The 24,071-nt window shown below is 57.2% G+C and carries 19 protein-coding genes; 13 read left to right on the plus strand and 6 right to left on the minus strand.

The window, feature by feature from the left end; genetic code table 11:
• The first annotated feature begins 82 nt into the window (after positions 1-82).
• From cydD to infA, 4 genes are all read left to right on the plus strand, one after another.
• Entirely contained in the window at positions 83-1,849 is a 1,767-nt protein-coding gene (gene cydD / locus CU081_RS20270) for a heme ABC transporter permease/ATP-binding protein CydD (protein WP_022650718.1), read from the plus strand.
• Complete coding sequence (cydC, locus tag CU081_RS20275) at positions 1,849-3,570, plus strand: heme ABC transporter ATP-binding protein/permease CydC (RefSeq protein WP_003858307.1); 1,722 nt, start codon at positions 1,849-1,851, stop codon at positions 3,568-3,570. Before cydD ends, cydC begins: the two co-directional genes overlap by 1 nt.
• Positions 3,571-3,615: 45 nt before the next feature.
• Positions 3,616-4,320, plus strand: a complete 705-nt coding sequence (aat, locus tag CU081_RS20280; protein ID WP_003858309.1) for a leucyl/phenylalanyl-tRNA--protein transferase — start codon at positions 3,616-3,618, stop codon at positions 4,318-4,320.
• Positions 4,321-4,604: 284 nt separating this feature from the next.
• Positions 4,605-4,823 carry a translation initiation factor IF-1 gene (gene infA / locus CU081_RS20285; RefSeq protein ID WP_002211347.1) on the plus strand — a complete coding sequence of 73 codons (219 nt, stop codon included), beginning with the start codon at positions 4,605-4,607 and terminating at the stop codon, positions 4,821-4,823.
• A 71-nt stretch (positions 4,824-4,894) separates the two neighbouring features.
• Here infA and CU081_RS20290 read toward each other — a convergent pair whose 3' ends face one another.
• The 3 genes from CU081_RS20290 to clpS form a co-directional block, all read right to left on the minus strand.
• Entirely contained in the window at positions 4,895-5,347 is a 453-nt protein-coding gene (locus tag CU081_RS20290; protein ID WP_032645852.1) for a hypothetical protein, read from the minus strand.
• A gap of 437 nt (positions 5,348-5,784) precedes the next feature.
• Positions 5,785-8,064, minus strand: a complete 2,280-nt coding sequence (clpA, locus tag CU081_RS20295) for an ATP-dependent Clp protease ATP-binding subunit ClpA (protein ID WP_022650716.1) — start codon at positions 8,062-8,064, stop codon at positions 5,785-5,787.
• A 27-nt stretch (positions 8,065-8,091) separates the two neighbouring features.
• Positions 8,092-8,412: an ATP-dependent Clp protease adapter ClpS gene (clpS, locus tag CU081_RS20300; RefSeq protein ID WP_006174393.1), complete on the minus strand. Its 321-nt coding sequence runs from the start codon at positions 8,410-8,412 to the stop codon at positions 8,092-8,094.
• Positions 8,413-8,679: 267 nt separating this feature from the next.
• On the opposite strand from clpS, the gene cspD reads away from it, so the two are divergent.
• The gene (gene cspD / locus CU081_RS20305) at positions 8,680-8,901 is read left to right on the plus strand and encodes a cold shock-like protein CspD (RefSeq protein WP_006809408.1); all 222 of its coding nucleotides are present in this window, start codon (positions 8,680-8,682) and stop codon (positions 8,899-8,901) included.
• Between the two features lie 70 nt (positions 8,902-8,971).
• Here the strand turns inward: cspD and macB are convergent, their stop codons facing one another.
• Together macB and macA are read right to left on the minus strand one after the other, a co-directional pair.
• Complete coding sequence (gene macB, locus CU081_RS20310; RefSeq protein ID WP_022650715.1) at positions 8,972-10,912, minus strand: macrolide ABC transporter ATP-binding protein/permease MacB; 1,941 nt, start codon at positions 10,910-10,912, stop codon at positions 8,972-8,974.
• Complete coding sequence (gene macA / locus CU081_RS20315) at positions 10,909-12,024, minus strand: macrolide transporter subunit MacA (protein ID WP_017384842.1); 1,116 nt, start codon at positions 12,022-12,024, stop codon at positions 10,909-10,911. Before macA ends, macB begins: the two co-directional genes overlap by 4 nt.
• 159 nt (positions 12,025-12,183) lie before the next feature.
• On the opposite strand from macA, the gene CU081_RS20320 reads away from it, so the two are divergent.
• Positions 12,184-13,140, plus strand: coding sequence for a VirK/YbjX family protein (locus CU081_RS20320; protein ID WP_022650714.1), 957 nt, complete (start codon positions 12,184-12,186; stop codon positions 13,138-13,140).
• Here the strand turns inward: CU081_RS20320 and CU081_RS20325 are convergent.
• Positions 13,137-14,795: an ATP-dependent endonuclease gene (locus tag CU081_RS20325; RefSeq protein ID WP_022650713.1), complete on the minus strand. Its 1,659-nt coding sequence runs from the start codon at positions 14,793-14,795 to the stop codon at positions 13,137-13,139. The two genes, CU081_RS20320 and CU081_RS20325, sit on opposite strands and share 4 nt — an antisense overlap.
• Before the next feature lie 291 nt (positions 14,796-15,086).
• Between CU081_RS20325 and aqpZ the strand changes: the two genes are divergently transcribed.
• From aqpZ to CU081_RS20360, 7 genes are all read left to right on the plus strand, one after another.
• On the plus strand, positions 15,087-15,782 hold the full coding sequence (gene aqpZ, locus CU081_RS20330) for an aquaporin Z (protein WP_026080729.1): 696 nt from the start codon (positions 15,087-15,089) through the stop codon (positions 15,780-15,782).
• Positions 15,783-15,962: 180 nt separating this feature from the next.
• Complete coding sequence (locus tag CU081_RS20335) at positions 15,963-16,862, plus strand: lysine exporter LysO family protein (RefSeq protein ID WP_022650712.1); 900 nt, start codon at positions 15,963-15,965, stop codon at positions 16,860-16,862.
• 144 nt (positions 16,863-17,006) lie between these two features.
• A complete protein-coding gene (hcp, locus tag CU081_RS20340; RefSeq protein ID WP_017384847.1) occupies positions 17,007-18,659 on the plus strand; it encodes a hydroxylamine reductase in 1,653 nt (550 codons plus the stop codon).
• 10 nt (positions 18,660-18,669) lie between these two features.
• Positions 18,670-19,638 (plus strand): NADH oxidoreductase, encoded by a 969-nt coding sequence (gene hcr, locus CU081_RS20345; protein WP_003858333.1) that lies wholly within the window; start codon positions 18,670-18,672, stop codon positions 19,636-19,638.
• Positions 19,639-19,819: 181 nt separating this feature from the next.
• Positions 19,820-21,538 (plus strand): ubiquinone-dependent pyruvate dehydrogenase, encoded by a 1,719-nt coding sequence (gene poxB, locus CU081_RS20350; RefSeq protein ID WP_017693711.1) that lies wholly within the window; start codon positions 19,820-19,822, stop codon positions 21,536-21,538.
• Between the two features lie 38 nt (positions 21,539-21,576).
• The gene (gene ltaE / locus CU081_RS20355; RefSeq protein WP_022650711.1) at positions 21,577-22,578 is read left to right on the plus strand and encodes a low-specificity L-threonine aldolase; all 1,002 of its coding nucleotides are present in this window, start codon (positions 21,577-21,579) and stop codon (positions 22,576-22,578) included.
• Between the two features lie 10 nt (positions 22,579-22,588).
• Entirely contained in the window at positions 22,589-24,025 is a 1,437-nt protein-coding gene (locus CU081_RS20360; RefSeq protein WP_022650710.1) for an SDR family oxidoreductase, read from the plus strand.
• The last annotated feature ends 46 nt before the right edge of the window (positions 24,026-24,071 follow it).

Raw genomic sequence — 24,071 nt, forward strand, 5'->3', positions numbered from 1 at the left:
GCGGCCACTGGTCGCCTTTATTTTTGCTCACGTGTAACATGCAGATGTCAAATTTCTTATAACGTCACCTGCAAAGTACGCAATGGAAAAAACCCGTCAACAAGAGTTAACCCGCTGGCTGAAACAGCAAAGCGTTCTGTCCCGCCGCTGGCTTATGATTTCCCGCGTTCTGGGATTTATCAGCGGTCTGTTGATTGTTGCCCAGGCATGGCTGCTGGCCCGCATTCTCAACCATATGATCATGGAGAACATCCCGCGCGAAGCGCTGCTGTTGCCGTTTATCGTTCTGGTGCTGGTTTTCGTTCTGCGTGCGTGGGTGGTCTGGCTGCGCGAGCGGGTTGGGTTCCATGCCGGGCAGCACATCCGCTATGAGATCCGCCGCAAGGTGCTCGATCGGCTTTCAGAAGCCGGGCCTGCGTGGATCCAGGGCAAGCCGGCCGGTAGCTGGGCGACGCTGATCCTTGAGCAAATCGACGATATGCACGATTACTACGCGCGTTATCTTCCGCAGATGGCGCTGGCGGTGTTTGTGCCTCTGATGATTGTTATCGCCATCTTCCCGGTTAACTGGGTGGCGGCGCTGATCCTGCTGGGGACCGCCCCGCTGATCCCGCTGTTTATGGCGATGGTCGGCATGGGCGCGGCTGATGCTAACCGCCGCAACTTCCTGGCGCTGGGTCGGTTAAGCGGCCATTTCCTGGACCGGCTGCGCGGCATGGAAACCCTGCGGATCTTTGGTCGTGGTGAAGCGGAAACCGAAAACATTCGCCTGGCGTCGCAGGATTTTCGTCAGCGCACCATGGAAGTGTTGCGCATGGCCTTTCTCTCTTCTGGCGTACTTGAATTTTTCACCTCCCTGTCGATTGCGCTGGTGGCGGTTTACTTTGGTTTCTCCTACCTCGGCGCGCTGGACTTTGGTCACTACGGTACGGCGGTTACGCTTTCCGCTGGGTTCCTGGCGCTGATCCTGGCCCCGGAATTTTTCCAGCCGCTTCGCGATCTCGGCACCTTTTACCATGCCAAAGCGCAGGCGGTGGGTGCTGCCGACAGCCTGAAAACCTTCATGGAAACGCCGCTGGCGCATCCGGAGCGTGGTGAGGTAACGCTGAATACGAACGATCCGGTGACCATTGAAGCACAGGATTTTTCTGTTCTGTCGCCTGAAGGCAAAGTACTGGCCGGTCCGCTGAACTTTACCCTGCCTGCCGGGCAACGTGTGGTGCTGGTGGGTACCAGCGGCTCAGGTAAAAGCTCATTGTTGAATGCGCTTTCAGGTTTTATGGCGTACACCGGATCGCTGCGTATCAACAAAACGGAGCTGCGCGAGCTCGATCCTGATGCCTGGCGTAAACAGCTAAGCTGGGTGGGGCAAAACCCGCAGCTGCCAGCTCCGACGCTTCGCGAGAATGTGCTGCTGGCACGCCCGGATGCGCGTGACGATGAGCTGCAATCGGTCCTCGACCGCGCCTGGGTCAGCGAGTTTCTGCCGCTGCTTGCGCAGGGTATCGATACCGTCATTGGCGATCAGTCTGCCGGGCTGTCAGTAGGCCAGGCACAGCGCGTCGCGGTTGCCCGTGCGCTGCTGAACCCCTCTTCGCTAATGCTGCTGGACGAACCCGCCGCCAGCCTGGACGCTCATAGCGAGCAGCGCGTGATGGATGCGCTTAACGCAGCCTCACGCCAGCAAACCACCCTGATGGTGACTCACCAGCTGGAAGGTATTGCCGACTGGGATCAGATCTGGGTGATGGAAAACGGACACATTGTTGAGCAAGGCTATTACGCCGCGCTTGTTACCGCGCAGGGGCCGTTTGCGACCCTGCTGGCGAACCGTCAGGAGGATATCTGATGCGCGCCCTGCTTCCGTATCTTGCACTGTATAAACGCCACAAATGGATGCTGACGCTCGGGATCGTGCTGGCGATCGTCACGCTGCTCGCCAGCATCGGCCTGCTTACGCTTTCCGGCTGGTTCCTCTCCGCGTCTGCGGCCGCAGGCTTTGCCGGACTGTACAGCTTTAACTACATGCTGCCTGCCGCCGGGGTGCGCGGCACGGCGATTACGCGAACTGCCGGGCGCTACTTCGAGCGTCTGGTCAGCCACGACGCGACCTTCCGCGTGCTGCAACACCTGCGTATTTATACGTTCAGCAAACTGCTGCCCCTCTCCCCTGCCGGGCTGGCACGTTTTCGACAGGGCGAATTACTCAACCGCGTGGTCGCGGATGTGGATACGCTGGATCACCTCTATTTGCGCGTCATTTCACCCATGGTGGGCGCGTTTGTGGTGATTGTCGTGGTGACGCTGGGGTTGAGTTTCCTGGATGTTCCCATCGCACTGACGCTCGGCGGCATCATGCTGATGACGCTGATTATTCTGCCGCCCCTGTTTTATCGTGCAGGTAAAACCACCGGGGAAAACCTGACGCGCCTGCGTGGAGAATATCGCCAGCAGCTCACCGCCTGGTTGCAGGGACAGGCCGAGCTTACCCTTTTTGGCGCCAGCAAGCGCTACCGCGCCCGCATGGAAAATACGGAGCTGAACTGGCATGAAGCCCAGCGTCGCCAGTCTGAACTGACCGCGTTCTCCCAGGCGCTGATGATGTTAATTGGTGGGATTGCCGTAATCGCCATGCTCTGGATGGCCTCCGGTGGCGTGGGCGGTAACGCGCAGCCTGGCCCGCTGATTGCGCTGTTTGTTTTCTGTGCCCTGGCAGCCTTTGAAGCCTTAGCCCCGGTCACGGGCGCCTTTCAGCATCTCGGCCAGGTGATTGCCTCTGCGCTGCGCATTACGGATATTGCCGAGCAGGAGCCGGAAGTGAAGTTCAGCGCCGGTCAAACCGCTGTGCCGGAGCAGGTCGCGCTGACGCTCAGCAATGTTACTTTCGCCTACGACAAGCAGGCGCAAAACGCGCTGGAAGACATCACTCTATCTGTTGATGCCGGGCAGCGCATTGCGATCCTTGGCCGTACGGGATGTGGGAAATCGACACTTCTGCAACTTCTCACGCGCGCGTGGGACCCACAGCAGGGCGAGATTCGGTTTAACGACGTTCCGCTGTCTGGTTTTAGCGAAGCGGCCTTGCGTAAAACGGTCAGCGTCGTGCCCCAGCGGGTGCATCTGTTCAGCGCTACGCTGCGCGATAATCTTCTTCTGGCGGCACCAGACGCCTCCGACGATACGCTGCGGGCAATGCTGGAGCAGGTTGGGCTGCACAAGCTGCTTGAAGACGACGGGTTGAACAGCTGGCTGGGTGAAGGGGGTCGACAGCTTTCCGGCGGCGAACTGCGTCGTCTGGCCATTGCGCGTGCGCTGCTGCACGATGCGCCGCTGATGCTGCTGGATGAACCGACAGAAGGACTGGATGCCACGACAGAGAGCCAAATCCTTGATTTACTGGCGAATGTGATGAAAGGTAAAACCGTACTGATGGTCACGCACCGTCTGCGCGGGCTGGTGAATTTCGATCAGATAATTGTGATGGACAACGGACACATAATTGAGCAAGGTAGTCACGCAGAGCTGCTGGCAAAACAGGGTCGCTACTACCAGTTTAAACAGCGCCTGTAGACTATATTTGTAGCGTCCTCTCTCGCGTACTGGAGTTCTGTTGTCATGCGCCTGGTGCAGCTTTCTCGCCATAATATTGCGTTCCCTTCACCGGAGGGGGCGCTGCGTGAACCTAACGGCTTGCTGGCTCTGGGCGGCGATCTCAGCCCGGCACGGCTCTTAATGGCTTACCAGCGCGGCATCTTCCCTTGGTTTTCGCCTGGCGACCCGATCTTATGGTGGTCTCCCGACCCGCGAGCCGTGCTGTGGCCTGGGCAGTTTCACCTGAGCCGCAGCATGAAGCGGTTTCATGCAAAATCACCCTTTCGCGTCACGCTCAATCACGCCTTCGGCCAGGTTATCGAAGGCTGCGCTGAAGATCGTCATGAAGGCACCTGGATAACCCGCGATATCATTATCGCCTACCACCAGCTTCATGAGCTGGGCTACGCGCACTCTATTGAAGTATGGAAAGAGGATAACCTCGTCGGCGGAATGTACGGCGTGGCGCAGGGCACGCTGTTCTGCGGTGAGTCGATGTTCTCCCGTGCCACGAATGCGTCAAAAACCGCGCTGCTGGTGTTTAGCGAGGAATTTGCCCGACGTGGCGGACGGCTGATGGATTGTCAGGTGCTGAATGAGCACACCGCCTCGCTCGGCGCCGTTGAAATCTCCCGCCGACACTATATCGAACATATTGAACAATGCCGAAAAGAGACCCTTCCACGCGATTTTTGGGTTCCCAGAGCGCTCTTTATGCCCAATGCCTAAATGTTTTCCGCATATTTTTTATGAGGGTGTTATAATTATGCCGCAGAGTAGCTTCTGCCTGTTGCCCCGCCGCCGTTTGGGACCCTCGCTTCAGATAACGTCCTGACGTTTATCCTGTCGTCTCCCCTTTACGAATGCGCTTTCCGTTCGGTTGTACCGTGACGCTTGGGCAATACGCTGAGACTGTTTTGCTGCGTTTTAAACGCGCAATTCTTTACTTAATTGAGGAATTTCGGCATTATCTTGCCGGTTCAAAACTTGGTAGTGATACCCCAGAGGATTAGATGGCCAAAGAAGACAATATTGAAATGCAGGGTACCGTACTTGATACGTTGCCTAATACCATGTTTCGCGTAGAACTGGAAAACGGTCACGTGGTAACTGCGCACATCTCCGGTAAAATGCGCAAAAACTATATCCGCATTTTGACGGGCGACAAAGTGACTGTTGAACTGACCCCGTACGACCTGAGCAAAGGCCGCATTGTCTTCCGTAGTCGCTAATTGTTTTCGCCTGTAATGGCAGATGAATATTTAAAAGGTCGGGATATTCCCGGCCTTTTTTATTTATGGTCTTAGTGTGGCTGTGTCGGCAGATGTATAGTCATGCACGGGTTCATAGGTACGATTAAATCTTCAGCTATTGCGTGGGTAATGTCATGCAGCAGTCCCGTCAGGTGCGGCAGCTTATCGCGGTCAACATGCGATACCAGCAGCACATGGTTTAACGCCCGGCAGTAGTCGCATTTCGTTTCGGTATCTTCCAGCAGCCACTCTTTTTGTCGCGGTTGCTCCGCGTCGTCCTCAAATTCAACCACCTGAAAATCACGCATTGACTCTGTGAGGCCGGATTTCACCTCTTCCAGGTAGGCTCCGAGGCAACGGCAAACGGGCTGCGTTTGCGGAAGTGATTTGCAGTCGAGGAGGATTTCGGTGAGCAGTTTGCAGCGCTCGGCAAGGGTTGGGAGATCGGGGTTGAGGGAGAGTTCGCTATAGAGCTGGGAGATAGACTGGTTTTCCATATTCATAATTTCCATATTAAAAGCTGAAAACTACCACCAGAAACGCCAACTTCGGGTGGCAGACTGAACCGGTTTGGCGTACCGACCATATGGAAAATCGGCGCTTCAAAAGAAGCCCCGGTTCAGTCCACCATAATAGAAGATACGGATTATACCGCAGCTAAAAAAAGAGTGAACGAAACCAATGATGTTGCGTTAGCAACATCTTTCCATATGTGTGTAATCAGGACGCCAATCCCGACACCTGATTTTGCAGGTGCGCCGCCATTTTATTACTGTAGATTTATCCAGCAACCAACGTAGTACGAAACTGGAAAGCGCTTCGCAAAATTCCTCTGCGGTCTGTTGCCCTCACCCCAACCCTCTCCCACAGGGAGAGGGGGAAAAGCAGGCATAAAAAAACCGGGCATTCGCCCGGTTTTTAACATTAACGTTCAATTCACTCAGTGAGCCGCTTCCGGCTTGTGCTTCGCCGCACTCTGGAAATCGTACGTCAGTTCGTTCTTCGCCTGATCCAGCCCTACCGTTACCTGGCCGCCGTCCACCAGCGAGCCAAACAGCAGCTCGTTCGCCAGCGGTTTCTTCAGGTTGTCCTGAATCACACGCGCCATCGGACGAGCGCCCATCGCACGGTCGTAGCCTTTCTCAGCCAGCCAGTTGCGGGCCTCCTGGCTCACTTCCAGCGACACGCCTTTCTGATCCAGCTGAACCTGCAACTCGACGATAAACTTGTCCACCACCTGATGGATCACCTCGGTAGACAGGTGATCGAACCAGATAATGTTGTCCAGACGGTTACGGAACTCCGGCGTGAAGATCTTCTTGATCTCTTCCATCGCATCGGTGCTGTTATCCTGGTGGATCAGGCCGATGGATTTACGCTCGGTTTCCCGCACGCCCGCGTTGGTGGTCATCACCAGCACCACGTTGCGGAAATCGGCCTTGCGCCCGTTGTTATCGGTCAGCGTCCCGTTGTCCATCACCTGCAACAGGATGTTGAACACGTCCGGGTGCGCTTTCTCGATTTCATCGAGCAGCAGTACCGCGTGCGGATGCTTGATAACTGCGTCCGTAAGCAGGCCGCCCTGGTCAAAGCCCACGTATCCCGGAGGCGCACCAATCAAACGGCTGACGGTATGACGCTCCATATACTCGGACATATCAAAGCGCAGCAGCTCAATGCCCAGCGCTTTGGAGAGCTGAACCGTTACCTCGGTTTTACCCACACCGGTCGGACCGGCGAACAGGAAGGAACCAACCGGCTTGTGGTCATGCCCCAGGCCAGCACGGGCCATCTTGATCGCTTCGGTTAAGGCCTCAATGGCTTTATCCTGACCAAAGACCAGCATTTTCAGGCGATTGCCGAGCGTGCGCAGCGTATCGCGATCGCTCTGAGAAACGCTCTTCTCAGGAATACGCGCGATTCGGGCGACCACGGACTCGATATCCGCCACGTTCACGGTTTTCTTACGCTTGCTGGCCGGCATCAGGCGCGCACGCGCACCCGCTTCATCAATCACGTCGATCGCTTTGTCCGGCAGATGACGATCGTTGATGTATTTCACCGCCAGCTCCACCGCCGCACGTACCGCTTTCGCGGTGTAACGCACGTCGTGGTGCGCTTCGTACTTCGTTTTCAGGCCGTTGATGATCTGCACCGTTTCGTCAACCGACGGCTCGGTAACGTCGATTTTCTGGAAACGACGCGCCAGCGCACGATCCTTCTCAAAGATGTTGCTAAACTCCTGGTATGTCGTGGAGCCCATCACGCGGATCTTGCCGCTGGAGAGCAGCGGTTTAATCAGGTTAGCCGCATCCACCTGGCCACCGGAGGCCGCACCTGCGCCGATAATGGTGTGGATCTCATCGATAAACAGGATGCTGTTGGTGTCCTGCTCAAGCTGTTTTAACAACGCCTTGAAGCGTTTTTCAAAATCACCACGATATTTGGTGCCCGCCAGCAGCGAGCCGATGTCGAGCGAGTAGATGGTGCAGTCGGCAATCACTTCCGGCACGTCGCCCTGCACAATGCGCCAGGCAAGGCCCTCGGCAATCGCGGTTTTACCCACGCCAGATTCCCCCACCAGCAGCGGGTTGTTCTTACGGCGACGGCACAGCACCTGGATGGCACGCTCCAGCTCTTTGTCACGGCCAATCAGCGGGTCGATACCGCCGACGCGAGCAAGCTGGTTAAGGTTGGTGGTGAAGTTTTCCATACGATCCTCCCCGCCTGCTTGCTCTTCACTGTTGTTGATCTGCCCGCTGGGATCCGACGCCTGGTTAGGCTCGTCTTTTCGCGTTCCGTGAGAGATGAAGTTAACCACGTCGAGCCGGCTGACTTCGTGTTTGCGCAGCAGGTAGGCCGCCTGGGACTCCTGTTCGCTGAAGATGGCGACTAAGACATTGGCGCCAGTCACTTCGCTACGTCCGGAAGACTGGACGTGGAAAACCGCGCGCTGCAACACGCGCTGGAAGCTGAGCGTCGGCTGCGTGTCGCGCTCTTCTTCACTGGCTGGCAGCACCGGTGTGGTTTGTTCGATGAAGGCTTCGAGTTCCTGACGTAGCGCCACCAGATCCACGGAGCAGGCTTCCAGCGCTTCGCGGGCAGATGGGTTGCTAAGCAGTGCGAGCAGCAGGTGCTCGACGGTCATAAACTCATGTCGGTGCTCACGCGCTCTGGCGAAAGCCATGTTTAAACTGAGTTCCAGTTCTTGATTGAGCATAGGCACCTCCCCCAATTTTATGCCTTATCAGGCCTTTTCCAGCGTACACAGCAACGGATGCTCGTTCTCCCTCGCATAGTCGTTCACCATCGCTACTTTGGTTTCCGCGACTTCGGCAGTGAAGATGCCGCAGATCGCTTTGCCACGATAATGAACGGTAAGCATCAGTTGCGTTGCACGTTCAACATCATAAGAAAAGAACTTTTGTAGCACGTCAATAACAAATTCCATTGGCGTGTAATCATCGTTCATTAACATAACTTTATACATAGATGGCGGTTTTAGCGCGTCGCGCACTTTATCTTCCGCCAGCTGGTCAAAATCCAGCCAATCGTTGGTCTTACCCATGATGCATAACCACTTTGAATCTACCTCAGATGTTAGATAACAATCATCTATTACTGTCATCCGCGATGTCTGTCACAAACTGTTGCAATAGCGTTAACTGCCTCAAATTTTGGTTGATTATTGTCCCAACTCCAGCGCCAAACGCTTGACGGCTTCTTCCGTTTCTCTAAATTGTACAAGCGTGAGTTGGCGAGGTTTTGAACAGCCCCCACTCCACCACCGGTTCATTCCATCTTAATTTATAAGATTTACGAAGGATGTCGAAGCATGGAAATGGGTACTGTTAAGTGGTTCAACAACGCCAAGGGGTTTGGCTTCATTTGCCCCGAAGGCGGCGGCGAGGATATCTTCGCTCACTATTCCACCATTCAGATGGATGGTTACAGGACGCTCAAAGCCGGGCAGTCCGTCCGGTTCGATGTACACCAGGGGCCAAAAGGCAATCACGCCAGTCTTATCGTGCCCGTTGAAGCAGAAACGGTTGCATAGCTCTCTGATTCATTGTGTACACCCCGCAGGCAAAATGCCAGCCCGATCGGCTGGCATTTTTATTTTCGGGCTATTCCCGCGCCAGCGCATCCACCGGATCGAGCCGCGCCGCGTTTCGCGCCGGCAGCCAGCCGAAAAGAATACCGGTGAAGGTGGAACATAAAAACGCCGTCAGGATCGCCATCGGCGAGAAGCCAATTTCCCAGCCCGGTAAGAAGAGCTGGAGCGCGAAGGCGATCATCATCGAAAGCGCAATCCCCATCGCGCCTCCCACCAGACACACCAGCACCGCTTCAATCAAAAACTGCTGGAGCACGTCGCTGGCTCTGGCCCCGACCGCCATGCGGATGCCTATCTCCCGCGTACGTTCGGTCACCGACACCAGCATAATGTTCATCACCCCAATCCCGCCGACGACCAGCGAAATCACCGCCACCAGCGTCAGGAACAGCTGAAGAGTACGTGTGGTCTTTTCCGCCGTTTTCAAGAGGCCGTCCATGTTCCAGGTGAAGAAATCCTTTTTCCCGTGGCGCAGGGTTAACAGCCGCTCGAGCTGCTGTTCCGCCAGCGCGCTGTCGTAGCCCTCCTTCACTCGCACGGTAATGGAGTTAAGCCAGGACTGCCCCATAATGCGCCCGGAAATGGTGCTGTATGGCAGCCAGACGCGCAGGATCTTGCTGCTGCCAAACATGGACTGTTTCTCTTCCGCCACACCAATCACCGTGGCGGGCATGTTACCCACCAGGATCACTTCCCCCACTACACGGGTTTTATTGGGGAAAAGCTGTCTGCGCGAGTTCGCGTCCAGCACCACCACCTGCGCCCTGCCCGCCAGCTGCTCCGCGTTGAAGGTCGCCCCTTCGCTAAAGGTCATGCCGTAGACGTTGAAGTAATCTCCGCTGACGCCGTTAGCACTGGCCGCCACGTCGATGTTGCCGTAGCGCAGACGCAGGTTTTGCGACACGGCAGGCGTGGCGGAGTTCACCCACGGCTGCTTCTGAATAGCCGCCAGATCGTCGTATTTCAGCGCCTGCTGATACTGCGGCTCGTCGTCGCCAAAATCTTTGCCGGGGTAAACGTCGATGGTGTTAGTCCCGATGGCCCGAATATCCGCCAGCACCAGCTGTTTCGCCGCATCGCCCACCACCACAATCGACACCACCGAGGCAATACCGATAATGATGCCGAGCATGGTCAGCAGAGTGCGCATTTTGTTGGCCGCCATCGCCAGCCAGGCCATGGTCAGCGCCTCGCGGAAACCGCTGGAAAACTGGCCCCAGCCGGTGGACGCAGGCAAAGCTTCTTTCGCCGCCGCCGCTCTGGACTGACGCGGCGGCGGGTTGCTGACCAGCTCGCCGTCGTGGATCTCGATAATGCGTTCCGCCTGCGCCGCCACCTGCGGATCGTGGGTGACGATAATCACCGTATGCCCCTGATCGCGCAGTTGATGCAGGATCGCCATCACCTCTTCACCGGAATGGCTGTCGAGCGCACCGGTTGGCTCATCGGCGAGGATCACCTGTCCGCCGTTCATCAGCGCGCGGGCAATACTCACGCGCTGCTGCTGACCGCCGGAAAGCTGCGAAGGCTGATAATCAACACGCTCCGCCAGCCCAAGACGCGTTAACAGCGCCTTCGCGCGTTCAAGGCGTTTTTTGCGCTCGACGCCCGCATACACCGCCGGCACCTCCACGTTCTGCGCCGCGCTCAGGTGTGAAAGCAGATGGTAACGCTGAAAAATAAAGCCAAAATGCTCGCGACGCAGCTTCGCCAGCGCGTCGCCGTCCAGGGTGGAAACATCCGTCCCGGCCACGCGATAGGTGCCGCTGGTGGGCTTATCCAGACAGCCGAGAATGTTCATCAGCGTTGATTTACCCGAGCCCGACGCCCCGACAATCGCCACCATTTCACCGGCTTCAACGCGCAGGGAGATGCCCTTCAGCACCTCCACCGGCCCGTCGCCGGACGGATAGCTGCGACGAATGTCATTCAGCTCAAGCAGCGCCGTCATTGCGCGGCTCCGGGCAGGGTTTCGCTGGTGACCACTTCCTCACCCTCTTCCAGCCCTTTTACCACCACCACGTCGGTGTCGTTACGCGCGCCAATCACTACTTCCCGCTCGCGGGTTTCGCCGTTGCGCAGCACTTTCACCTTGTAGCGATTGTCCCCGGCGGATTCGCCCAGCGCGGAGAGCGGAACCGTCAGCACGTTTTTCACGCCGGTCAGCTGGATATGCACCTGGGCGGTCATGTCCAGACGCAGCACGCCCTGCGGGTTTGGCACCTCGAAACGCGCGTAGTAGAAGATGGCGTCGTTGACCTTTTCCGGCGTCGGCAGGATATCTTTCAGCACGCCCTCATAGCGGGTTTGTGGATCGCCCAGCACCGTAAACCAGGCTTTCTGCCCCGGCTTAAGGTGAATGACGTCCGCTTCGGATACCTGGGCTTTTACCAGCATGGTGCTCATATCCGCCAGGGTCAGGATGTTTGGCGCCTGCTGCGCGGCGATGACCGTCTGGCCTTGCAGGGTGGTTATCTGCGTCACTTCCCCGGCCATTGGCGCAACGATTTGCGTGTAATCGAGGTTGGTTTTCGCCGTATCCAGCGAGGCCTGATTCCGTTTGATTTGCGCATCGATGGTGCCAATCTGCGCCTGCTTCACCGCCAGCTCCGTGGCGGCTGTGTCCAGATCCTGTTTCGAGATGGCCTGCGTTTTCGCCAGCGCCTGCTGGCGCGTCAGGGTGACCTGAGCAAGATTACGCTCCGCCTGAGCCTGCGCGCGCTGCGCGCGCAGCTCCATCAGCGTCGCTTCCACTTCGCGGATCTGGTTTTGCGCCTGCTCAGGATCGATCACGCCCAGCAGCTGGCCTTTTTTAACCTTATCGCCAATCTCAACTGACAGGGTTTTAAGCTGACCGCTGACCTGCGCGCCCACGTCAACCTTACGCAGGGCATCCAGTTTCCCCGTCGCCAGCACGTTTTGTTGCAGCTCGCCCGGACGAACAATCAGCGTTTGATACTGTGGTACCGGCGCGTTCAGTACCTTCCATAACCAGAATCCGCCCGCTAACACCACTACCGCCAGCAGCAGAAACAGCTTTCTGCGTTTTCCCTTCAGGTTCATAAATATTCCAAATAGTTGTTCTGGCTATCATCACCGTTGATTTTATCTAAACCACTCCTCAACGAAACCCCCGATCCCCGTAATCGTCGGGAATTGTTTACCCGATGTTGATAAAGCGCCTGCTGAAATAGCGATATTCCACCAGAAGCAGGATCTAACATGTCTTCCATCGTCGATACACCTTATTCAACGCTGCCTCAGCCTAAATCGGGCTGGCAACTGTTTAAAAGCCTGACATCGGGTTCCCTCACGCCGGGGCTGGCGTGGCAAAATCCGGCCTATCGACGTAAGTTTATGTTGCGCTCGCTGGCAACGCCGTTCACCACTGCGCGCCTGCTCGGAAACCTTGCAAAACAGCCCCGTCTGATGCAGATCCTGCGCGTGCAGCCCGGCCTGCCGTGCCGCCTGCACCGGCCGTGGCTGACCGTAAATATGGGTCGTCAGAATACGCTGGACGCATTGAACGATCACTATCAGATGATGAGCCGCCATCTTCCGGCGTCGCTGCTCAACGGCTACCTCTCCAGCCAGGGCATCACGCTGGTGACGTTAACGGGCAAAGAGGAACAGCAGTTTAGCGTTCGCCTGAGCGCGGATGCGTTTCTGGACAAAGAAGGGGAAGCGACCCTCACTTTTTGCGACCACCAGAACACGGTGCTGGCCGAGCTGACCTTTACGCTGTGCAAATACCAGGGCAAGACAACGCTCTTCATCGGCGGAATGCAGGGGGCGAAAGCGCATGTCCCGCACGAGCACATTCAGCTGGCGACCAAAGCCTGTCACGGACTGTTCCCAAAACGTCTGCTGGTTGAAGCGGTCATGACGCTGGCAGGCGCCTTCCCGGTCGAGCAGATCCTCGCGGTGAGTAACGCCACCCACATCTACCGCAGCTGGCGCTATCGCAAGAAAAAAGAGGGAAAATTGCTGGCTGACTATGACAGCTTCTGGCGCTCCCTTGGCGGACAGCAGCAGGATAACGGCAACTTTGCCCTGCCACTGACCATGCCACGCAAACCGATGGAAGAGATTGCGAGTAAAAAACGGTCCGAATACCGCCGCCGCTATACCCTGCTTGATAGCCTGATCCAACAGGTTTCGCAGGCGACTGACCGCTAATCGGCCCTCCCGCGAGCCAGCCAGAGGACGCGGGAGAACATTTTACGCAGCAGCGTGGGCACCGACTCCACGCCTCGCCTGCCGGCTTCCGTCGCGACTTCAATGGCCAAATCCGGTTTTGACGACCGATGGATAGCTTTGGCAATCACCCGACGCATGTTCATGGGTACATCCACCGGGATCATCGCCACGCGGTGAAAGACGTCGTCAAATCCCTGACGGTACATAAAGTGCTCCATGTCCATCGCAGGCAGCGCGGTCAGATGTTCCCGCTCCTCTTCACGATCGTTATTGAGCAGGCTGCGCACGGTCGCCGCATATTTTTTACCCGCCTCATCGCCATCCACCAGCACGTGCCACTCTATCCCCATCCGGCGCGCAAATTTGATCAGCGGTTTTAAGCCAGACTGAGCAAATTCGATCACTTTGATCCCTTCGGCATCAAAGTGGTGCCCGCACTGGCGAGCCAGCTCGTTTATCACCCAGGTTTCCGTTTCCCCTTCCACCAGCAACCAGCAGCGAGCAAACAGGGAAGAGGCACGGTTAAAACGGATATGAAACGCAATCCGTCGGCCATCTTCGGCATTTAACCCGCCGGGCCCGAGCCGGTAGGCGGTGACCCGCGACGATTCACGCACCAGGCGGCAGACATACTCTACCGGCGTCAGAGAGAGCAGCTCTCCGGAATTCGTGGTGGTGACTCGCTGCAACGGCAGCAGATTAAGAAGATGCCACGCCACGGAAAGCATAATCGGGTGGAGCCGCGTTTCCGGATCTTCCACCAGCAGCAGCGGGCGCGCGTCCCGATCCAGGCGCACCGTCCCTTTCGCCTGTAAAAGCGTGGAGAATAAACCCAGCAGGATCACCCGATGCGTGCGCCCGCCGGGGCGGTCGATCATGCGGTTGATAATATCGAGATAGCGCCAGCTTCGTTGTTCATCGTGCGAGCGGCGACGCATCAGACGGTGGCGCGCCTGCCCCGTTCCCTGCTCGGAGAAGTAGTGCTCCAGCAGTTGTACCATGGCAGACAGTCCCTGACGGATCTGGCCGTCGGTGAGGTTCTGCGGCCGTGAGACCAGTTCACGGGCGAGGAAATCCAGTTCGCGGGCGGTTACTTCCACCTCGGGCATATTCGGCACGGTGCCGTTACGGATCCGCCGCATAAAACGCGCGTCGCGTAAGCGCAATACGGGGGAGAGGCGGATAAGATGTCGGGCAAGCTCGTCAATATTATCGAGCGGGATCGGATTCCCCTTCTCATCAAGAAATTCACGCAGGGTTAATACCCCGTCGTTTTGCGCCATTTCGCCCTCAAGGCGATAGAAAATACGCTGGAACCCATCTTCACAGGGAACCCAGCAGGCCGACATAGGGCGAAAACGACGCACGCGATAGCGACCGGGCTCGGATTCGCGGAAGGTCAGAATGATATGCAGGTGTTTCTCGCGCCCGTTGACATCCCCCGGCGGAAACCAGAAGTCATCATGAACGAAGTGGTACAAGTTCTCTTCGGGCGAAAGCAGCAGCGTCAGGGCATCCAGCAGGCTGGATTTACCCCAGGCGTTTTCGCCTATCAGGACGTTGTTCTGTTCCAGTTGCAGCGACAGGCGGTTAATCCCGCGAAACCCGACAATCTCCACACGTTCGAGTAGCATACATCCCCCGCAATTCGGCCACTTTTTCCTTCAAGTTATCAGCAGTATAGCGGCAGGCTGTGGGTCACGACAGCAGAATATACGCCCCCTTAATTATTGGGCTATGCTCTAATTACCTCCGTTCTGAACAAGGATTGACATCACATTGCCTTAAATCAAATTTAGTGAATTTATTTGAGTGGCGAAGGGATGTTGATGGTTTCAAAATACTGGCTCTTTGAGTCGTCATCCCTTTATGGCGATATAACCCGCGCGCAGGAATGGGCGCGGACGTTTATTATTGAGGTGGTTATGTTCAGAAAATTAGCGGCAGAATGCTTTGGCACATTCTGGCTGGTGTTTGGTGGCTGCGGTAGCGCAGTACTGGCAGCCGCATTTCCGGAATTAGGTATTGGTTTTGTCGGCGTCGCGCTGGCATTCGGTTTAACTGTATTAACCATGGCATTCGCCGTGGGGCATATTTCCGGCGGTCATTTCAACCCGGCCGTCACATTAGGTTTATGGGCGGGCGGACGTTTCCCGGCGAAAGATATTATTGGCTATATTATTGCCCAGGTTATTGGCGGTATTATTGCCGCAGCGGTGCTGTACGTAATTGCCAGCGGAAAAGCCGGGTTTGACGCCGCGGCCAGCGGATTTGCGTCGAACGGCTTCGGCGAACACTCGCCAGGCGGCTACTCAATGCTGTCTGCTATCGTGATTGAAATTGTGCTCACCGCAGGTTTCCTGTTGGTGATCCACGGCGCAACGGACAAATACGCGCCTGCGGGCTTTGCCCCCATCGCTATTGGTCTGGCGCTGACGCTGATCCACCTCATCTCCATCCCGGTGACCAACACCTCCGTTAACCCGGCGCGCAGCACCGCGGTGGCTATTTTCCAGGGCGGCTGGGCGCTTGAACAGCTGTGGCTATTCTGGGTGATGCCAATTATCGGCGGTATTCTGGGCGGCGTGCTGTATCGCACCCTGCTGGAAAAACGCGATTAATGGTTTTCCCCCCTCTCCCTGTGGGAGAGGGCCGGGGTGAGGGCATCAGGCCGCACCACCCCAAATAGACAAGCCGGGTAAGGCGTAGCCGCCACCCGGCTTTTTTTGTAGCTTTACCTCACAGCCTTTATTGGGTAGTGTCTCTGGCGCTTAACTGATACTCAAAAGGACCGGCTGTTCATGTTCTCAGGACTCCTCATCATTCTTCTGCCCCTGATTGCGGGCTACCTTATTCCGCTGCGTCATGAATCGGCCTTAAAGCTTATTAATCGTTTTCTCAGCTGGATTGTTTACGTCATTCTGTTCTTTATGGGGATCAGCCTGGCCTTCCTGGATAATCTGGCGACGAACTTGCTTTCCATCCTGCATTATTCTGCGGTTACGGTAGTGGTTATTCTGCTGTGCAATATTGCCGCGCTGTTCTGGCTGGAACGCACTATTCCCTGGAAAAATCACCATCATCAGGAAAAGCTTCCCTCCCGTATTGCGATGGCGCTGGAATCATTAAAGCTGTGCGGCGTGGTGGTACTCGGTTTTTTACTGGGTCTGACCGGCTGGGCATTTTTACAGCACGCAACGGAAGCCAGCGAATATACGCTTATTTTCCTGCTCTTCCTGATTGGTATTCAGCTGCGAAATAATGGCATGACGCTGAAACAGATTGTCCTTAACCGCCGGGGCATGATGGTTGCCGTTATCGTTGTGGCCAGCTCACTGGCGGGGGGAGTGATTAACGCCTTTATTCTCGATCTGCCGCTGAAAACCAGCCTGGCGATGGCGTCCGGTTTCGGCTGGTATTCGCTCTCAGGTATTCTGCTGACCGAATCGTTTGGTCCGGTGATCGGCAGCGCCGCCTTCTTTAACGATCTGGCGCGCGAGCTGATAGCCATCATGCTGATCCCCGGCCTGGTACGCCGCAGCCGCTCTACTGCGCTGGGCCTGTGCGGGGCCACCTCAATGGACTTTACCCTGCCGGTGTTACAGCGCTCGGGAGGGCTGGAGATGGTTCCTGCCGCCATTGTACACGGCTTTATTCTGAGCCTGCTGGTACCCATTCTGATGGCGTTCTTCTCAGCCTGATACTGCTTTGGCGGTAGTGAACCTGCCGCCAAAATTGCGCTAAATCAATAACCCTCCACTTAGTATAAGAAAGCACTTTTCTCTGCTGTAGCACAGGCATAACCTTAAACATGTATCTCAAATATAACTTTAACAGGTGTGATTATGTTTTGTGTGCAATGTGAACAAACCATCCGTACCCCAGCAGGCAACGGCTGCTCTTACGCGCAGGGTATGTGCGGCAAAACCGCAGAAACGTCCGATCTCCAGGATCTGCTGATTGCGGCGCTGCAAGGCTTGTCCGCCTGGGCCTTCAAAGCCCGTGAATATGGCATTGTCGATCACTATGTCGACAGCTTTGCGCCGCGCGCATTTTTCTCCACGCTGACCAACGTTAACTTCGATTCTCCACGCATTGTGGGCTATGCCCGCGAAGCGATTGCCCTGCGTGAAGCCCTGAAAGCGCAGTGCCTGAATGCCGACGCCAGCGCCCGCGTGGACAACCCGATGGCGGAGCTACAGCTGGTGAGCGACGACCTGGGCGAGCTACAGCGTCAGGCCGCAGAATTCACCCCAAATAAGGACAAAGCGGCAATTGGCGAGAACATCCTCGGCCTGCGCCTGCTGTGCCTGTACGGTCTGAAAGGTGCTGCGGCCTATATGGAGCACGCGCACGTACTCGGCCAGTACGATAACGCTATTTACGCCCAGTACCACAAAATCATGGCATGGCTGGGCACCTGGCCTTCCGACATGAACGCCCTGCTGGAATGCTCGATGGAAATCGGCCAGATGAACTTCAAAGTGATGAGTATTCTGGATGCCGGTGAAACCAGCACCTACGGCCACCCAACGCCAACGCAGGTCAACGTCAAAGCGACCGAAGGCAAATGCATCCTGATCTCCGGTCATGACCTGAAAGATCTCTACAACCTGCTGAAGCAGACCGAAGGCACTGGCGTTAACGTCTATACCCACGGCGAAATGCTGCCCGCGCACGGCTACCCGGAGCTGCGTAAATTTAAGCATCTGATCGGTAACTACGGCAGCGGCTGGCAGAACCAGCAGGTGGAGTTCGCCCGCTTCCCTGGCCCAATTGTTATGACCTCTAACTGCATCATCGACCCGACCGTCGGCGCGTATGACGACCGTATCTGGACCCGCAGCATCGTCGGCTGGCCGGGCGTGAGCCACCTTGAAGGCGACGATTTCGGTCCGGTTATCGCTCAGGCGCAGCAGATGGCAGGCTTCCCGTACAGCGAAATCCCGCACCTCATCACCGTCGGTTTTGGCCGTGAAACCCTGCTGGGTGCGGCGGATTCCCTGATTGACCTCGTCAGCCGTGAAAAACTGCGTCACATCTTCCTTATCGGCGGCTGTGACGGCGCGCGCGGGGAACGTAACTACTTCACCGATTTCGCCACCCGCGTACCGGAAGACTGCCTGATCCTGACCCTGGCCTGCGGTAAGTACCGTTTCAACAAGCTGGACTTCGGCAACATCGAAGGTCTGCCGCGCCTGGTGGATGCGGGTCAGTGTAACGATGCGTATTCAGCCATCATTCTGGCGGTCACGCTGGCAGAGAAACTGGGCTGCGGCGTGAACGACCTGCCGCTGTCGCTGGTGCTCTCCTGGTTCGAGCAGAAAGCGATCGTTATTCTGTTGACCCTGCTCTCTCTCGGCGTGACCAACATCGTCACCGGGCCGACTGCGCCAGGCTTCCTGACGCCGGACCTGCTGGCCATCCTGAACGAGAAATTTGGTCTGCGTTCCGTGACCAACGTTGAAGATGATATGAAGCAACTGCTGAGCGCGTAAGGAGTAACTCATGACCATGCCAACCTCACAATGTCCGTGGCGGATGCAGGTTCATCACATCCATCAGGAGACGCCGGATGTGTGGACGCTGTCGCTGCTGTGCCATGACTACTACCCGTACCGCCCAGGTCAGTATGCGCTGGTTAGCGTGCGTAATTCGGCGGATACCCTGCGCGCCTACACCCTCTCCTCCACGCCGGGCGTGAGCGAATACATTACGCTCACCGTCCGTCGTATTGATGACGGCGCAGGATCCGAGTGGCTGACCCGGGACGTGAAGCGCGGGGATTACATCTGGCTGTCTGACGCCCAGGGCGAGTTTACCTGTGACGACAAGACGGAAGATAAATTCCTGCTGCTGGCGGCAGGCTGTGGCGTGACGCCGATTATGTCGATGCGTCGCTGGCTGGCGAAATACCGTCCTCAGGCCGACGTGCAGGTGATTTTCAGCGTGCGTTCCCCGGAAGATGTGATTTTTGCCGAAGAATGGCGCAACTATCCGGTGACGCTGGTGGCTGAGCACAACGCGACGCACGGTTTTGTCGCGGGGCGCCTGAGCCGCGAGCTGCTGCAAAGCGTGCCGGATATTGCGAACCGCATCGTGATGACCTGCGGCCCGGCGCCTTATATGGAGATCGTGGAGAAAGAAGTGAAAGCGCTCGGCGTGACCCGCTTCTTCAAAGAGCAGTTCTTCACGCCTGTAGCGGCAGCGGCGACCAGCGGGATGAAGTTCACGAAGCTGCAACCGGCGCAGACTTTCTTTGGCCGCGTGGGCACCACGCTGCTTGAAGCGCTGGAAAGCAACAACGTGCCGGTAGTGGCGGCCTGTCGCGCCGGGGTGTGCGGTTGCTGTAAGACCAAAGTGATTTCCGGTGAGTACACGGTCACCAGCACCATGACGCTGACCGAAGCGGAAATTGCCGAGGGCTATGTGCTGGCATGTTCGTGCCATCCGCAGGGCGATCTTGTGCTCGCATAATCTGTCGTGGTTCACCTGTAGGCCCGGTAAGCGTCAGCGCCACCGGGCTTTTTGCCGGGTGGCACTACGTTTACCCGGCCTACGTTGTGCCTACTGCCTGTGCGTATGGAATACCAGGCAGCCAATACAGTGACTTTCTTCTAAGCTTGTAAGCGATATCACATAAAGGAGAAGGACCACCATGAAACAAACCGTGGCTGCATACATAGCGAAAACCCTGGAGCAGGCTGGCGTAAAGCGTATCTGGGGCGTCACCGGCGATTCGCTGAACGGACTCAGCGACAGCCTCAACAAGATGAAGACCATTGAATGGATGCCCACCCGCCATGAAGAGGTCGCCGCCTTTGCCGCGGGTGCCGAAGCGCAGCTCACGGGCGAACTCGCCGTCTGTGCAGGTTCCTGCGGACCGGGAAACCTGCACCTTATCAACGGTCTTTTCGACTGTCACCGCAACCATGTTCCGGTGCTGGCGATTGCCGCACATATTCCGTCATCCGAAATCGGCAGCGGCTATTTTCAGGAGACGCATCCTCAGGAGCTGTTCCGTGAATGCAGCCACTATTGCGAGCTGGTCTCATCACCGGAGCAGATCCCACAGGTGCTGGCGATAGCCATGCGTAAGGCGATCCTGAATCGCGGGGTTTCGGTGGTTGTGCTGCCGGGGGACGTGGCGCTGAAGGCCGCACCTGAAACCGCCACCACCCACTGGTACTCTGCGCCACAGCCAACCATTACCCCTGCCGAAGAAGAGCTGAAAAAGCTGGCGCAACTGCTGCGATACTCCAGCAATATCGCCCTGATGTGCGGCAGCGGCTGCGCCGGTGCGCATAAAGAGCTGGTGGAATTTGCCGGCAAGCTCAAGGCGCCAGTGGTGCACGCCCTGCGCGGGAAAGAGCACGTTGAATACGATAATCCGTACGATGTCGGCATGACCGGGCTGATCGGTTTTTCCAGCGGCTTCCACACCATGATGAACGCCGACACGCTGATCCTGCTCGGCACTCAGTTCCCGTACCGCGCGTTCTACCCGACGGATGCCAAAATTATCCAGATCGACATTAATCCCGGCAGCATCGGCGCGCACAGCAAGGTGGATATGGCGCTTATCGGCGATATCAAATCCACCCTCGCCGCCCTGCTGCCGCTACTGGAAGAAAAAACGGACCGCAAATTCCTCGATAAAGCCCTGAGCGACTATCGCGATGCGCGTAAGGGGCTGGACGATCTCGCCAAACCGAGCGAAAAAGCGATCCACCCGCAGTATCTGGCGCAGCAGATCAGCCACTTCGCCGACGACGATGCCATCTTCACCTGCGACGTGGGTACGCCCACCGTCTGGGCAGCACGCTACCTGAAAATGAACGGCAAACGACGCCTGCTTGGGTCGTTCAACCATGGCTCAATGGCCAACGCCATGCCGCAGGCGCTGGGCGCAAAAGCGACGGCACCGGAACGTCAGGTGGTGGCGATGTGTGGCGACGGCGGGTTCAGTATGCTGATGGGGGATTTCCTGTCGGTGGCGCAGATGAAGCTTCCGCTGAAAATCGTGGTCTTTAACAACAGCGTGCTGGGCTTCGTGGCGATGGAGATGAAGGCCGGAGGCTACCTCACGGACGGCACCGAGCTGCACGACACCAACTTCGCCCGCATCGCCGAAGCCTGCGGTATCACCGGTATTCGGGTGGAGAAAGCCTCAGAGGTGGACGACGCCCTGCAACGCGCCTTCGCCATCGACGGCCCGGTGCTGGTGGATGTGGTGGTCGCCAAAGAAGAGCTGGCGATCCCGCCTCAAATCAAGCTGGAACAGGCCAAAGGATTTAGCCTCTACATGCTGCGCGCCATCATCAGCGGGCGCGGTGACGAGGTGATCGAACTGGCAAAAACCAACTGGCTCAGGTAAAACATCTGGCATCGCCTTTTTAAATATAAGGACATGCCATGATTGATTTACGTAGTGATACCGTTACCCGTCCGGGCCGCGCCATGCTCGAAGAGATGATGGCCGCCCCGGTCGGGGACGACGTCTACGGCGATGACCCGACGGTCAACGAACTCCAGCGCTATGCGGCCGAGCTGAGCGGTAAAGAGGCTGCTCTGTTCCTGCCCACCGGCACGCAGGCTAACCTGGTGGCGCTGCTGAGCCACTGCGAGCGCGGCGAAGAGTATATCGTTGGCCAGGGGGCGCATAACTACCTGTACGAAGCCGGCGGCGCGGCGGTGCTCGGCAGCATCCAGCCGCAGCCGATCGATGCTGCGCCGGACGGTACGCTGCCGCTGGACAAAGTCGCGGCGAAAATCAAAGCCGACGATATTCACTTCGCCCGCACTAAACTGCTGAGCCTCGAAAACACCCATAACGGTAAAGTCCTGCCGCGCGAATACCTGAAAGCGGCATGGGATTTTACCCGCGAGCGCAAGCTCGGCCTCCACGTTGACGGCGCACGTATCTTCAACGCCGTGGTGGAGTACGGCTGCGAGCTGAAAGAGATCACCCAATATTGCGACTCGTTCACCATTTGCCTCTCTAAAGGGCTGGGCACGCCGGTAGGTTCCCTGCTGGTTGGCAGCGCAGACTACATCAGACGCGCCAACCGGTGGCGCAAAATGACCGGCGGCGGGATGCGTCAGGCGGGTATTCTGGCGGCTGCCGGACTGTACGCCCTGAAAAATAACGTGTCACGCCTGAAAGACGATCACGATAATGCGGCGTGGATGGCAGCGCAGCTGCGTGAAATCGGCGCTGATGTCATGCGACACGACACCAACATGCTGTTTGTCCGCGTCGGCGATGAGCATGCTGCCGCGCTGGGCGACTTTATGAAAGCCCGAGGCGTGCTGATCAACGCCTCCCCGGTCGTGCGACTGGTGATGCATCTTGACGTTAACCGCGAGCAGTTGACCGAGGTGGTGAAACACTGGCAGGCGTTTTTACAGCGTTAAGGAGCATACCGTGCCGCAACGTATTCTGGTGCTCGGCGCCAGCGGGTATATCGGTCAGCATCTGACCACTGCGTTAAGCCAGCAGGGGCACCAGGTGCTGGCAGCGGCACGCAACACGGAACGCCTGCAAAAGCTACATTTGCCTGGCGTGACGTGTCACAACGTTGACCTTAACTGGCCGAAAGCGCTTCCTGCGCTGCTGGAAGGGGTCGATACGCTTTACTACCTTGTCCACAGCATGGGCGAAGGCGGCGATTTTATCGCCCACGAGCGTCAGGTGGCGATGAACGTTCGTGATGCGCTGCGGCAAACGCCGGTGAAGCAGGTGATTTTTTTAAGCTCACTCCAGGCGCCTGAGAACGAGCAGTCAGATCATCTGCGCGCCCGACAGCTGACGGCAGAAACGCTGCGAAGCGCCCGTATCCCCGTCACCGAACTCCGGGCAGGGATCATCGTCGGCGCGGGGTCCGCCGCATTCGAAGTGATGCGCGATATGGTCTACAACCTGCCTGTGCTGACGCCGCCGCGCTGGGTACGCTCGCGCACCACGCCCATTGCACTGGAGAATTTACTCCACTATCTGGTGGCATTGCTGGATCACCCGGCGGAGCAGCATCGCGTGCTGGAGGCGGCAGGCCCGGAAGTGCTGAGCTATCAGGCGCAGTTCGAACATTTTATGCGGGTGAGCGGCCGCCGCCGCTGGCTGATCCCCATCCCCTTCCCGACCCGCTGGATTTCGGTGTGGTTTTTGAATGTGATCACCTCCGTGCCGCCGACGACTGCCAAAGCGCTTATACAGGGACTGAAGCACGATCTGCTGGCGGACGATCGTGAACTGCGTGCCTTGATCCCTCAGGAATTGATCCCCTTCGACGATGCCGTACGCAATACGCTGAAAGAAGAAGAGAAGCTGGTGAACTCCAGCGACTGGGGCTACGACGCGCAGGCGTTTGCCCGCTGGCGGCCCGAGTACGGCTATTATCCGAAACAGGCGGGCTGTACGGTCAAAACCACGGCCAGCCTGGCAGCGCTGTGGGAAGTTGTGAACCAGATTGGCGGCAAAGAGCGCTATTTCTTCGGCAATATTCTGTGGCAAACGCGCGGCGCGCTGGATCTGCTGGTCGGTCACCGGCTGGCAAAAGGGCGCCCTGCCCATCCCTGGCTGAAGGTGGGCGATACCGTCGACAGCTGGAAGGTGATTATCGTTGAGCCGGAAAAACAGCTGGCGCTGCTGTTTGGCATGAAGGCGCCGGGGCTGGGGCGGCTCTGCTTCACCCTGAAGGACAAGGGCGACCATCGTGAACTGGACGTTCGGGCATGGTGGCATCCGCACGGAATGCCGGGTCTGTTTTACTGGTTGCTGATGATCCCGGCACACCTGTTTATCTTCCGCGGAATGGCGAAACGGATTGCGCTACTGGCAGAAGAAAAGCGGGAAAATAACTAAATAAAACTCTTAATCTTTCACCTTTCCCATTGCAACACATCGTAAT

Source organism: Enterobacter sp. CRENT-193 (genome assembly GCF_002787395.1).
GTDB classification, from domain to species: Bacteria; Pseudomonadota; Gammaproteobacteria; order Enterobacterales; family Enterobacteriaceae; genus Enterobacter; species Enterobacter hormaechei_C.